This window comes from Dyadobacter sp. CY312 (assembly GCF_021390535.1).
Classification (GTDB): domain Bacteria; phylum Bacteroidota; class Bacteroidia; order Cytophagales; family Spirosomataceae; genus Dyadobacter.
Genome location: NZ_JAJUXG010000001.1, coordinates 54,066 through 67,290, shown reverse-complemented (window position 1 = coordinate 67,290; position 13,225 = coordinate 54,066). Strand labels below are relative to the sequence as shown.

General features: G+C 43.9%; 9 protein-coding genes. 4 read left to right on the top strand and 5 right to left on the bottom strand.

What is annotated here, in order from left to right; genetic code table 11:
- Positions 1-17: 17 nt before the first annotated feature.
- On the top strand, positions 18-818 hold the full coding sequence (locus LZG71_RS00260; protein WP_233816012.1) for a penicillin-binding transpeptidase domain-containing protein: 801 nt from the start codon (positions 18-20) through the stop codon (positions 816-818).
- A gap of 9 nt (positions 819-827) precedes the next feature.
- Here LZG71_RS00260 and LZG71_RS00255 read toward each other — a convergent pair whose 3' ends face one another.
- Positions 828-2,543, bottom strand: a complete 1,716-nt coding sequence (locus LZG71_RS00255; protein WP_233816010.1) for a hypothetical protein — start codon at positions 2,541-2,543, stop codon at positions 828-830.
- Between the two features lie 254 nt (positions 2,544-2,797).
- Between LZG71_RS00255 and LZG71_RS00250 the strand changes: the two genes are divergently transcribed.
- A complete protein-coding gene (locus LZG71_RS00250; RefSeq protein ID WP_233816008.1) occupies positions 2,798-3,685 on the top strand; it encodes a hypothetical protein in 888 nt (295 codons plus the stop codon).
- A gap of 87 nt (positions 3,686-3,772) precedes the next feature.
- Here LZG71_RS00250 and LZG71_RS00245 read toward each other — a convergent pair whose 3' ends face one another.
- Positions 3,773-4,036, bottom strand: a complete 264-nt coding sequence (locus tag LZG71_RS00245; RefSeq protein ID WP_233816006.1) for a hypothetical protein — start codon at positions 4,034-4,036, stop codon at positions 3,773-3,775.
- Between the two features lie 572 nt (positions 4,037-4,608).
- Between LZG71_RS00245 and LZG71_RS00240 the strand changes: the two genes are divergently transcribed.
- On the top strand, positions 4,609-6,729 hold the full coding sequence (locus LZG71_RS00240; protein ID WP_233816005.1) for a DNA topoisomerase 3: 2,121 nt from the start codon (positions 4,609-4,611) through the stop codon (positions 6,727-6,729).
- Positions 6,730-6,746: 17 nt separating this feature from the next.
- Here the strand turns inward: LZG71_RS00240 and LZG71_RS00235 are convergent, their stop codons facing one another.
- Both LZG71_RS00235 and LZG71_RS00230 read right to left on the bottom strand, forming a co-directional pair.
- On the bottom strand, positions 6,747-6,989 hold the full coding sequence (locus tag LZG71_RS00235; RefSeq protein WP_233816004.1) for a transcriptional regulator: 243 nt from the start codon (positions 6,987-6,989) through the stop codon (positions 6,747-6,749).
- Between the two features lie 214 nt (positions 6,990-7,203).
- Positions 7,204-8,376, bottom strand: a complete 1,173-nt coding sequence (locus LZG71_RS00230; RefSeq protein ID WP_233816003.1) for a Gfo/Idh/MocA family protein — start codon at positions 8,374-8,376, stop codon at positions 7,204-7,206.
- Between the two features lie 387 nt (positions 8,377-8,763).
- Here LZG71_RS00230 and LZG71_RS00225 point away from each other — a divergent pair, with 387 nt between their 5' ends.
- Positions 8,764-11,418, top strand: coding sequence for a HEAT repeat domain-containing protein (locus tag LZG71_RS00225; protein WP_233816002.1), 2,655 nt, complete (start codon positions 8,764-8,766; stop codon positions 11,416-11,418).
- A gap of 247 nt (positions 11,419-11,665) precedes the next feature.
- Here the strand turns inward: LZG71_RS00225 and LZG71_RS00220 are convergent, their stop codons facing one another.
- Complete coding sequence (locus tag LZG71_RS00220) at positions 11,666-13,207, bottom strand: M43 family zinc metalloprotease (protein ID WP_233816001.1); 1,542 nt, start codon at positions 13,205-13,207, stop codon at positions 11,666-11,668.
- Positions 13,208-13,225 lie beyond the last annotated feature (18 nt).

Genomic DNA, 13,225 nt, shown 5'->3' with positions numbered 1-13,225 from the left:
TAAGTACTACATAACATATGCGCCTCAGGCTACTAATCATCTCGTTTTTAATTTCGCAAATCGCAAATGCACAAATTGATCTCATCAAACCTTTCACTGATTGCGGACTGGAAGGCAGCATCACCATATACGATTACAGTCAGAAAAAGTGGATTACAAGTGATGAAAAGGACAGCGCCAGGGAAATGCAACCTGCCTCGACTTTCAAAATTATAAATCTGCTGATTGCCTTGGAAACCGGAGTAATTGAAGATGAAAACGAGGTTATCAAATGGCCGGGGTCTACTGATACAACACTTTACGGTTACCGTCCCGATATTTACAAGGACATTTCGGTAAAAGAAGCTTTCGAAGTTTCAGCCGGCTGGGCCTTTATAGAAATTGCCAAAAGGATTAAAAGAGAGCAATATCTGCATTACCTCAAACTGGCAGATTATGGAAATAAAGATTTTTCAGAACATGGAGACGATTTCTGGAATTTCGGCCCAATGACCATCTCTCCAAAAAATCAGGTTGAGTTTTTGATCAAACTTCATGAGAACAAACTCCCTTTTTCCAGGCGTAATCTTGAGATACTTAAAAAAGTGATGATTACCGAACAAAATTCAGACTCTGTGATCCGGTCTAAAACCGGATGGACACGGCTGGACGGTAAAGACATCGGTTGGTGGGTTGGTTACCTCGAAAGCAAACAGAACCTGTATTTTTTTACTACCCGCTTAACCAAGCCACGCAGTACAACTAACAAAAATTTTGGTCCTTGCCGGAAAGATATCACCAAAAATGTGTTACGTCAGTTGGGAGCTTTAAAAAAATAACACAAGCCTTTAACGAAGATATGCTGATACTTCGGGCATTTCGTCGGCGTGAGAAAATGCCTTAACATAGGCATTTTTGTATGTATCAAGTCCTTTTTTCTTGTTCTGAGCCAACAGACTGCTGTACAAGCCAAGGTTTGACCAGCCATTACCGGGATTAACGGTCAGATCTTGCCGGTAAATGTTTTCTGCGGCAGCAAACTTTTTCATCTTCATCAAATACGTGCCCAAGAACTGACGGGCAGGGATAGGCCAGTCATTTGGTTCGGTGTAAATCAGTTTGTCTTCGGCAGCAATTGCCAGTTGCAACGCTGCAATGGACCCATCATAATTTTTATCGTCAAAAAGTATAGCCGCATGCAGTATCTGCTCTGCTACGGGAGCAATTTGAGATGGGGAATTGAACGGTATCCGTCTGTTTTTAAGAACTGGATCTTTCATCTTTTCTCTCAGTTGGGACAAATGCCACGAAGCAGAGTCAGAATTTCCTGTGTTAACATAGGCCATTCCGGCAGAAAAATGACGGATCAATTGGGCGTATGACCATGTTTTATCCGGCAGCTCCGTCTGATTTAGTATCTCTTTCCATTTGCCGAGACGAACCATTGTCAGCTCCGGCATCATATACAAGTATTGGTCGTAAGTAGTTGTTGCAGTCGGCGACACACTCTTTCTGCAACGCAAAGCACTTGCCATACCTTTTTCATACATACCGCCACTTAGGGCACAATAGGTCTGTACCGCAAAGTAATGTGGGGAATGTTTATTAAGTACAAGATTGGGAGCTAGTGAATCATAGCTAAGCAAATTATCGTCCGCCAGATCATTCACTTCTACCCCACTTGCATACAGTCCGTTTCGCTGGTACTCGTGGCTGGCCATGTGCACCATGTGTGCAACACCGGGCAACAACTTTTTGAGCGCATCCGCATTGGCCAGGGCTACTTCCGGGTGTCGCGATGCCTCAGTTAGGTGAATGTGGTAATGCAGGGCGGCGGGATGTTCCGGATTTTGTTTCAGTACTTTCTCACAAATTCGCACCGCTTCCGGCGTCCAAGCTTTTGCATTTCCTTCCTGATCCCAAAAATCCCACGCATGCATCAGCATGATAGCATCTACATAAAGCACTGCAATATCCTGATCTTCCGGAAAAGCGGCTATTAACATTTTCAATTCATCCGCATAGGCAGCGTCGGAAGTTTTAACCGCATTTCCACCCTTTGCAGGATCATACCGTACATTCATTGCCTTGATCAGGCTCATTTCCTTTGCACTGCCCCGGCTCATATTCTGATTCATCAAAGCTAAAACCTCCGATATACGTTCTGGTTTTGCATAAGTGTGAGCGGCATTGTAATACGGTCCCATGGTAAGTGCTTCTCCCCAATAAGCCATGGCACAGCCCGGATCAAAGCGAGATGCCTCCCGAAATGAGGCCGTTGCCTCTTTCATGTGGTAACTGTAATACATACTCAGTCCCTGGTTAAAGTAGTATTGCGCGCTGTCACTGGTAGTGGAAACCGGGTAATTGTAACTACCCCAGCCTGGAAGAGCTACAACAAATTTCCCATTTGCGCCGGTTCTTATATCGCCAGTCGACACAGGTCCGCACATGGTGATGCTTTCTGTGATTTCAGGCGAAAGTTTTTTACCAAAATCAACACGGAACACAAATGCGCTCGTTAAAACCGTTAGAAGTGTGAAGGAAAAAGGTAGGTATTTCATTGTATGTAAGAAGTTGTAATAACGTCACCAATCAAGCACATTTTGGAGTCCAGGCTATAACTACCCGTCAAATGTGCTTCTAAATTAGCGATTCTGACTAAAAAACAGACGTTTTACAAAATAATTGATTTCCCTCACTCACCGTTCTTTCAATAAACACTCAGATTGGCATTTGGATTATTGGCACTTTTCTCACTTACTTTAAATACAACAATTGAATAATGTGATGACAGTCTTTCTAATCGTCCTCAAACATGACCTACATTAAACTCATATTCTTATTCATCCTGGTTTTGCTGGATCGCTGCGGAATCATCAGACGCAATGAAGGTATAATTCCTCTGGAAAAAAGAGCAGCAAGAGTAATTAATGTAAGTCCTGATGGCACCTGGCGGCTGACAGAACTTCCTGAGATACCATCGGCTGGCAATTCACAGGATACGTTACCTAAGCCCCAAACAAGCCAGCCTCAGACCGCAGCAATAATTTCATTCTTCCCCGACAGTACCTTTACTGAGTTTGATACCGATGGCAAGTACGTAACCGGAAACTGGAAGTACGCAGCAAGCGACAGCTCAATTACACTTTTGAAAAAAGATGGATCAATTAAATTCAGCACGTTATTTGGTAGTGAAGCAAACGGATTGAGGCTGATGACACTGACTGATCACCGAAATGAGGCCATGGCTTATGCCGGCTTTGGGAAAAGCCTGAATCGATATAAGGAGGATCCGTTTTATGCGGCCAATAACGAATGGCGGATCAGACCCGATAAATCAGAAAACAAACAGGAGGTACTTGCGAGGTTGCGTGGTTACCTGCTCCACAGTGCATATCTGCTGAAAGCTGCGGAAACACGTAAGCAGCAGCTTATTTCCTGGGAATTTTCAAAGGGTATAATCAGGATTTACAGAAGTGGGATTGGATTAATTGACCGTGAACAAATTCCGGAAACCTGGGTCAATAGCTTTCACTCCCGGCAGGAAGCGCTGCTGGCGTATGCTATCCTTGAAGATTTTCTGATGACCACAAGTTATAAAGGAGATGCGACAGGCAACTGGGTGATAGACGATTACCAAATATTAATGAGCACTTACGAGAGGCTCAAAACAAGAAATCTGGCTTCGGTGAAAGCCATTTAGGTACAAAAAAAGGGTAGATATAAATCCACCCTTTTTAAACAATCTCATTCTCAATCCAAAACCTTGCTAAACCAAGGTTATATTTTCTTACTTCGCAGACTGACTTTTTAGCTGAAGTTCTACGATAGCTGCTTTTTGTACTGCATTTTGTTTGTTGGTGTCATTTGATGACTTTACAACCTGAGGAGCAGGAGTTTCCAATACCGGAAGCGTTGCTGGCAACGTGTTGGTAAGAACTGATACCTTTCCCTTTTCCTCAACAGATGTATTTATGGTTGTATTTGCGTTAGCGTAAGTAGCGATAGTCAATACCATCATGGCAGCAGCTATCATGTTTTTTGCATTTTTCATTGTTCTTCTTATTTATGTGTCTTTCGTATTGTTCTTTCTAATTGTGATACAAAGGTAATACATTATTCTGATTTCAAACACATCACACAAGTAATTACAGAATAATATTCCGATATGAATGCGCCATTTTAACCAAAACAAGCAATAATAAATAGTACTATTCAAATATTTCAATTTGAAATCTTATGTGTTTCCCGATATTTGTCCGTTGGAAAATTTTGCAATATGTCACCCATGATTTTGCTTCTATCTCACTTCATGTAGCCGCACGCCAATTATGCGTTACTTGGTTCTCAAAACCAAATATTATTTGGAATGGACTTTACCAATAGCCTTTTTTGCCCAATTTGCTTAGGCTGAGCATCATGACAGATAAAAAAATTTAAAAAAAATTAATTTTTTTTTTTCGATACCCGTTTTTTAGGCTGCCTGAAACAGGAATGTTTGTTTTTACTAACATTCGGGACCGGACTTCTGTTAAAGTTACGGCTGCGATATCAGGAAAAATGACAAACTTTGCCTTGTAATTATTTTTGATTTGAACCACTTCAAATTGGTTCGCAGGCCCGAGTATGAAAGTTTGTATTGCTGAAAAACCAAGTGTTGCAAAAGACATAGCTGCCGTTTTGGGTGCAAACCAACGCAGGGACGGCTATTACGAAGGAAATGGATACCAGGTAACCTGGACATTCGGACACTTTTGCACGCTTAAAGAACCCCACGACTACACCGAACGCTGGAAATCCTGGCGGCTTGAAGATCTCCCAATGATCCCATCCAGCTTTGGGATCAAGCTGATCGATAATGCCGGAGCTCTTAAACAGTTTGGTGTGATCGAAAATCTCGTTCAGCATTCAGAGGAAGTGATCAATTGCGGTGACGCGGGCCAGGAAGGTGAGCTGATCCAGCGCTGGGTTCTTTTAAAGGCTAAATGTGCCGTTCCCATCAAAAGGCTCTGGATTTCGTCCCTTACTGAGCATGCCATTAAGGAAGGTTTTGATAAACTTAAAGAAAGCGCTCAATACGACAACCTATACGCTGCCGGCAGTGCCCGCGCCATTGGCGACTGGCTCCTGGGAATGAACGCGACCAGATTATTTACAAAAAAGTTTGGACAGGGAAAGGTAGTCCTGTCGATCGGCAGGGTGCAGACTCCTACCCTGGCACTGATCGTTGCACGACAGAAGGAGATCAATGCATTCGTTCCGGAAGAATACTGGGAGTTGAAAACGATATATAGAGAAACGGAATTCACGGCCAACATTGACCGGATTAAGAACGCAGAGAAGGCAAACAAGGGCCTTGCCTATTTGCAGGAGCATCCGTTCGTGATTACTTCGTTTGAGAAGAAGGAAGCGAAAGAAGGTAATCCTAAACTATTTGACTTGACTTCCCTCCAAGTAGAGGCAAACAAAAAATACGGTTACTCCGCAGAAGATACACTGAAACACATCCAGAATCTTTATGAGAAGAAGTTTGTGACTTATCCGAGGGTTGATACAACCTATTTGTCGGAGGATCTTCATCCCAAGATTGAGGGTATCATGCGCGACCTGACCTATTACAGCCAGTACACCGCTTCTATACTGGAAAATCCTATTCCAAAATTAAAGGCAGTATTTGACGATAAGAAGGTAACCGATCACCATGCGATTATCCCGACGGGCGTTTTACCGGTGCACGTTAGCCAGGATGAGAAACGCATTTATGATATGATTGTCAGAAGATTCCTTGCGGCTTTCTATCCCGAATGTAAGGTGTCAAATACCACGGTTTTAGGAATGGTGGGTCAGGTAGAATTTAAGGCTACGGGAAAACAAATATTGGATCCCGGCTGGCGCATTATTTATGCAAACGACGCAAGTGCCAAAAAGGAAGCGGCAGATGAAGAAAAGGTAATGCCAAACTTTGAAGTAGGCGAAACCGGTCCGCACGAACCGTGGGTGCATCAGGGGAAAACGACACCGCCAAAACCCTACACTGAGGCGACGCTACTGCGTGCTATGGAAACTGCCGGACGACAGGTGGAAGATGAAGAAATGCGCGAACTGCTGAAAGACAACGGCATAGGTCGCCCATCTACACGAGCCAATATTATTGAAACGCTTTTCAAAAGAAATTATATTGAAAAGAAAAAGAAAAACCTGTTCGCTACGCAGACAGGGATGGATCTTATTGACACGATTAGCAACGAGCTACTCAAAAGCGCTGAGCTCACCGGAACCTGGGAAAGAAAACTACGCTTGATCGAGAAAGGAGAATACTCCATGGAAACCTTTAAGCAGGAACTGATCCAAATGGTGGTGGATTTGACGCGTGAAGTAAAAATGAACACGGGCCGCATGATATCCATTGCAGAGGAGAAGGTGGAAGTGAAAGAAGAAAAGGTCAAAAAGGAAGCTAAGCCAAGAGAACCCAAGGAGGAGATTTCCATTGAAACGCTAACCTGCCCCAAGTGTAAGGAACATTTGCTCAAAAAAGGCCGCACAGCTTACGGTTGTGCCAATTTTCAGGCTTGCGGCTTCAAAATCCCCTTTGAATTTCTTGGCAAAAAACTAAATGACAAAAACGTATACGACCTTTTGAGCAAAGGTAAAACGGCTAAGCTCAAAGGTCTGATGATTCCGGGAAACCCGGAACCGGTAAATGCCAAACTGGTTATGAATGGCGATTTCAATTTTGAAGTTGAATAAAAAAACCGAAGTTTCGGTTACATTGGGTTTTTCGGCGTTTCTACCGACGGCAGATTAAATGTGATCCCCGAAATCTCGCATAACGCCAGAAACTCATTGAGTGCGGGAAGCTTCTTACCTGAAAGGATTTGTTCAACCTCCTTTGCTGAAATACCCGCATCGCCAAGTGCCTCCGAAAGATTTAGACCTTTGGCATCAATGATCTCTCTCATATCGGCAATAATATCCTTTGCCTGTTGCTCATAATTACGATTTTTCATGTTGACGCGTTTTTGTTGATACCTAAGCTCCGTAGAAAACCGTGCCAATTACCTAAAAAGCAGCCGACAGAAATACTCTGTCAACTGCTTTAAACTTTCTCGACTAATTAATCGGCTCAAATTTTAACAATCCTATTCATGTTCCGAATAGCAACTGATCGAATTCAAAAGCCTGTATACTGAAAACTTGAAACTGTTAACTTAATATTCCGGATCACTTAACACTTTTCACATTCTGCGCATTCTTCTGCGCCTTCAGTGCCAGTTCTGTTGCGAGGAAACAATGCTCCTGCGTCATCGCTGTTTCGGTTCTGTTGAGCACATCGTCCACAAGCTGTCTTCCATAGGGCAGCTCGGTTTTACTGCAATCTACGTACTGGGTTTCTTTGTTATTAACCAAAAACAAGTGATTTCCACCATCACGCCCGGCAATGTCTACATTTTTCCTTATTTCGATAAAACCCTCGGTCCCTAAAATAGTGAGACGTCCGTCTCCCCAGCTTTTAAGCCCGTCAGGTGTAAACCAGTCAACACGGATATACCCGGCTCCACCGTCTCCGCGTAACATGGTATCACCAAAGTCTTCGAACTGCGGATATTGCGGGTGGCTGACATTGCCAACCTGAGAAGCGACAATCTCCGCCTTTTTAGACCCGGTAAAAAATAAAAACTGATCAAACTGGTGGGAAGCTATATCGCAGATGATACCGCCGAATCTTTTTTTATCCCAGAACCACTCTGGCCTGGAATTGGCACTGATGCGATGCGGCCCCAGACCGATGGTTTGAATTACCTTTCCGATGGCACCTGCCTGAACAAGTTCACCTGCTTTCACAGTTGCCCTGTTTTCCATCCGTTCGCCGTACATGATCGAATAGATGCGCTTCGTCTCTTTCTGTACTTTCCTTACCTGAGCAAGCTGTTCCAGTGAAGTGATTCCCGGCTTATCAGCCATGTAATCCTTTCCACTTTTCATAACGCGAATGCCAATCGGTGCCCGCTCATCCGGGATAGCCGAGCTGAGCACGAGCTGTATGGATTTGTCATTCAGAATTTCCTGCTCACTTGCTGCCTGTTTTGCATTGGGATAACGCTTTGCAAATGCAGCGGCCAGATCGGCCTCCTTTGCATAAAACGAAACCAGTTCACCCCCACCCCTGGTCACAGCTTCCACTTGCCCGTAAATATGTCCGTGGTTCATTCCTATGACAGAAAATTTGATGCGGCCCGCAGCGACCGGCGTCACTGTATTTGTATCTTCCACCGGCTCCGTAATGCTGTCTGCTGCTAAGGCCTGACCGGGAATAATGGGAAGCATAAACAGTCCCGCCGCTGTGCCAACGGAGTTTTTAAGGAAATTACGACGATTCTCTTGTGATTCTTTCATGTTACGGATAATGTTTGCCTTGTAATAAGCTGGATTGGGGAAAGATATAATCATACATATAAATAATAGCATGACACACATTCCCTGCTCTCTCCCTGACAACGTAAACATCCGATTGTCACATGCTTTTTTGTATCCATGTGTATTTCGCCGATTTGAAAGACCTTGGAAATTTTCACTCGCGGTGACATATAGGACATTTTCAAAAACAAATGGTGTTTGAATGATATTTTGAAATAAACCGTACTTATTGCCGCCGGAACAAGTCCCGTTTTAACTTTTACCTGCTATTTTTGCGCATTATCGCAATTTCCGGGCAACAAGTCTACTTGCAATCGTTTGCATTGACCGCTTTAACCCATTATTATCCCTTAATATTTTCACCGTATGTTAAAAATTACATTAAGCCTTTTTTCTGTGCTTCTGTTTTTATTCTGGATCAATCCAACAAAAAAACAATCGGCAGATAACAGGCAAACCTACCTTGTGCAAACCAAGGCAGACTCCTTACCCAATGCAGCCAGCTGGCCCGCAGAGCTCAAAATCACTAATTTTACAGGCCCTTCGTTAACCCCAAGTCCCTCCTGTCTTGCAGTAGCTGCTACCGGTGAAGTTTTTGTAGGAATTGATATGATGGGTTCTCTTGGAAAAGAGATGGGAAAAGGAAAAATCTTAAAGCTGGTAGACAGCAATAATGATGGCAAAGTGGACAAGCATACTACTTTCGCTATTGTTGACAACCCAAGAGGAATTATTGCCAACCGCGATCAGGTGTTTGTTCTGCACACGACATTTTCCAAAGAAACTGGTATTGCTACCGGAATGGACCTTGTGGTATTTGAAGATAAAGATGGCGACGGTATCGCTGACGGACCTTCCAAGCCTCTGATTCAAAATATCAGCTCCCCTAAATTCATCCAGTCAAGAGGAACCGACCATGCTACCAACGGTATTCGCATGGGTATCGACGGATGGATTTACATTGCAGTAGGTGATTTTGGTTTCCACGGCGCTACTGACAGATCCGGCAAAAAATTAACCCAGCTTGGCGGAGGAATTGTTCGCGTGAGACCTGACGGAACGGAAATGGAAGTATATACCCACGGAATGCGTAACATTTACGACGTGGCAATTGACCCGTACATGAACATTTTCACACGCGGGAACACCAATGATGGCGGCGGATGGAACATTCGTTTCAGCAATCAGATACAGTCTGGTGAATACGGATACCCGGTTCTTTTCAAACATTTTACAGAAGAGATCATTCCTGCACTTGTTGACCTCGGTGGTGGATCGGGAACGGGTGCTTTGTTCATGGATGATGACACCTGGCCTGCGAAATACAACAACGTTCCAATGATGGCTGACTGGGGAAGAAACCAGTTATACATTCACCGCGTGACACCGGACGGACCAAGTTTTACCCAAAAGGAAGAAGATTTTATCAAACTTGCTCAGGTTACTGATATTGACGTAGATGCATCAGGACGTGCATACCTTTCGGCCTGGGACGGAGCAGGTTACTCAGGTAGTGACGCCAAGGGATTTGTTGTTCGCGCAGTTCCTCAGGATTGGACCTACAAAGCTTTCGCGGATGTAAAAAAAGCCTCAGTAAAACAGCTTGTGACTATATTGAAGTCCGGAAGCGGTGTTGCCCGACTTGCAGCTCAGCAGGAATTGCTGGTTCGTCCTGCAAAGACGACTTCATCCGCTGTATGGAAAGTAGCTGCTGATACCAAACTTCCATTGTATGCACGTGCTGCCGGCTTGTTCACCTATGCACAAATTGCGGGCGAATCAGGAAATGCCAATATCCTTAAACTTGTTTCTGACGATAACATGCGTGAACTTGCTTTGCGTGTGCTCGCAGACAGAAAAGACATTGCTAAAAACCTCTCAATTGAGCCATTCCTGAAAGCACTTACCGATGCTTCTCCTCGTGTCAGGATTGCTGCAACAGTTGCATTGGGACGTATCGGACGCTCGGAGGCAGCTCAGGCTTTACTTGCAACCAAAGTTCCGGCGTCATTTGTAGCACCTGCAAAAGGAACCGAAGGTCCACACGCCACACCAAATCAGTCGATCATTGCGCCGCACATTGCGGTACGTGCATTGGTTAGCCTGAATGCAGTAGACGCTTGTGTGAATGCAATTGGAACTGAAAATTCGACTTTGGCACTTTGGGCGTTGCGTTATATGCACGACGACAAAGCTGTGAAGGGTTTGATCGCAGCCTATTCAAAAGCAACCGAGCCAAAATTGAAAGCTGAGATATTGACTACATTGTCCCGCCTTTATAAAAAAGAAGCAGATTACGATGGATCCTGGTGGTGGAGTACGCGCCCGGATACCCATGGCCCGTATTACAAAGCCATCACATGGGAATCGTCTCCTGCCATTAAAGAGATTTTGATGCAGGAATGGAACAAAGCTGATGCAGCAGGTAAGCAATTTTATGCAGATCTGAACAACAAACACCGGATGGAGATCACCGAGTTTGGTGGTGATGAAGTTGTTGCTGCAAAAGAAGAAGTGAAAGTAGATCTTGAAAAGATTAGAAATAAAAAAGGACAAGTTGGCGAATCGTCTATTGAAGATGTAATGCTGGCGATGGCTAAAATTCCTGGCAAGGCTTCACTGGGTAAAGAATTGTTCACCCAACAAGGTTGCATCGCCTGCCACAGCATCAGCAAGGGTGAAACGATGAAAGGACCTTTTATGGGACAGATTGGATCGATCATGAACCGCGAGCAAATCGCAGAATCAATCCTGAAACCAAATGCATCTATATCACAAGGTTTTGCATCGGTACTGATCAATGCCAAAGGAGACAAGAGTTATATGGGTTTTGTAACGGAGGAATCTGCCGACAAACTGGTACTTCGTGACATTACAGGACAGGTTACCACCATCAAGGTAAAAGACATCATTTCCCGTGAAGAACTGGAAACATCCATGATGCCTCCTGGCCTGGCCAACTCATTGTCGTACGAAGAACTGGCATCGCTGATTACATTCCTTTTCGAACAGAAGAAGTAGGTTTGTAAGTTAACAGTCAGGAGTTTAAAGTGAACAGGTCTGGAAGTTGATCGTGAGTCGATAGTTAACCTCCACAGTCAATAGTCAACAGTAGACAATATTTGATAGTCAGCTCCTGACGTGTTATAAAAGAAGCGAGACCTTGTTATTATGTTAAAGCAAAAAGACGAAGCGGATTCATTTCCACTTCGTCTTTTTGTTTTACAATAGTCTCGTTCAGAATAGAAAAAACGTTTATTTCTCCTGATCAGGGCATTTTACATACCACCGGTTTGATGTATTTCAAGTTTGCAGGTTTTTCTACCAATGAAAGTGTGCTGCTTCTTCGTCCACTCTGGAAACCATTAAAGGCTGTAGGCAACCACAATGCATAGTTGATAGAATGTCTAACCCGTCTGGATTGCTGAACAGTAAAGGAGTTGCTGTAACAATAATAATAGTCCATAAAATTGGTGGCTACATATTGCCCACCATTGCACGCCGACCTGTTGAATCTCTGTGCATAAACACTTGGCATATTCCGCCCATATGCGTTGCGGTCGTAATATGGTGTATCCGAGCAATAATCCGGATCCTCAGTTGAGCAATTATTAAATTCACTTCCATCCCCGTCAAACACATGTGCAAGTCCGAGCATGTGACCCGCTTCATGCGCAAGAATTTCGTCGGTATTTTGGTCTACCAGGTGATTGGCATTCAAGAATATACCAAACGGTAAAAATGGTTGTTCGCCCTTGGTTGCGCTACCCACTCCAACCAACGGAACCGTTACATAGGGATAATAGGCCCAGGAAGAATTGGCGTAACCTCCCTGAATGTTCGGATAAACCCATACATTAATAACCTGATCGGGGTTCCAGAAATGATTAAATGCGTCCGAGAATGTTTCCTCTTGTGTAAAGTTCACATTGGTTGAGGTTACTCTTTCCAGCCCCGGAGTCGCAAGCTGAGTACCGTCCGGTCCGGTTGTCATTGGATAAAATTCAATGAAAATATCTGCCGAATTAGCATCTTTGACCGCATTGGCGTTATTAAGCGTATTTCGGTAAGCCTTGGTCATTCCATCAGTCAGTTCTTTTATTTTGGCAGCTGTGAGCGTTGTACGGTTCACTTCATGAAAAATGACTGGCATCCTTACCAGCGGGTAAGTTGGCAACGTAACCGACTTAATGGTAATTGCGTTGCTAGTCAGTCCAAAACCTTTGGCAACAAATGTGTAGTTGCCCGGTGTTCTGGTAGTGAAAATACTGCCGGTTTGCACTTCATTTACAAATAAAACAATGGGAAAATCACCTTCAATAACGTCGTCGCCATGGCGTAGCTCAATCCCAAACTCTACCGAATCGGTACCATTGGATAAAATTTCGCTATCAGAATCCACAGCCGTGATGACGATTGATAAAGTTGCGGGATCCCAAACGTTGACCTTAACTGTATCGCTCACCGCGTCGGCTAACTTGCCAATCAGATTGAAAGTACCCGCCTGAGTTGGCAAAAATGACTCTCCCGCCAGCTTCTCACCATTGGCATAATAACTGATGGTCTGGTTCGGTGTCTTAACCTGTGTACCTCCCAGCTGATAAGCAACTGCCGATAATGGGATTGCCTGCGTGTCGAAGCCGAGAAAATAATTTACTTCATTCAGTTTGCTCATTTGCAACCTGTTGAGTTTATCAAACCGATAATAGTCATCAACCGGCAAAAGGTTATTTTTATCGCAGCCTGCCAGGAAAACAGAAAGAAAAGTAAGGCAAAATAAGAAATGAGTTATTCGAAAATTAGCTTTCATTGATGATGAATTTCGTAC

Excerpts from the sequence above, each read along its gene's own strand:
- LZG71_RS00250 (WP_233816008.1), top strand. The coding sequence starts at position 2,798 with ATGACCTACATTAAACTCATATTCTTATTCATCCTGGTTTTGCTGGAT.
- LZG71_RS00255 (WP_233816010.1), bottom strand. The coding sequence starts at position 2,543 with ATGAAATACCTACCTTTTTCCTTCACACTTCTAACGGTTTTAACGAGC.
- LZG71_RS00260 (WP_233816012.1), top strand. The coding sequence starts at position 18 with ATGCGCCTCAGGCTACTAATCATCTCGTTTTTAATTTCGCAAATCGCA.
- LZG71_RS00225 (WP_233816002.1), top strand. The coding sequence starts at position 8,764 with ATGTTAAAAATTACATTAAGCCTTTTTTCTGTGCTTCTGTTTTTATTC.
- LZG71_RS00245 (WP_233816006.1), bottom strand. The coding sequence starts at position 4,036 with ATGAAAAATGCAAAAAACATGATAGCTGCTGCCATGATGGTATTGACT.
- LZG71_RS00220 (WP_233816001.1), bottom strand. The coding sequence starts at position 13,207 with ATGAAAGCTAATTTTCGAATAACTCATTTCTTATTTTGCCTTACTTTT.
- LZG71_RS00230 (WP_233816003.1), bottom strand. The coding sequence starts at position 8,376 with ATGAAAGAATCACAAGAGAATCGTCGTAATTTCCTTAAAAACTCCGTT.
- LZG71_RS00235 (WP_233816004.1), bottom strand. The coding sequence starts at position 6,989 with ATGAAAAATCGTAATTATGAGCAACAGGCAAAGGATATTATTGCCGAT.
- LZG71_RS00240 (WP_233816005.1), top strand. The coding sequence starts at position 4,609 with ATGAAAGTTTGTATTGCTGAAAAACCAAGTGTTGCAAAAGACATAGCT.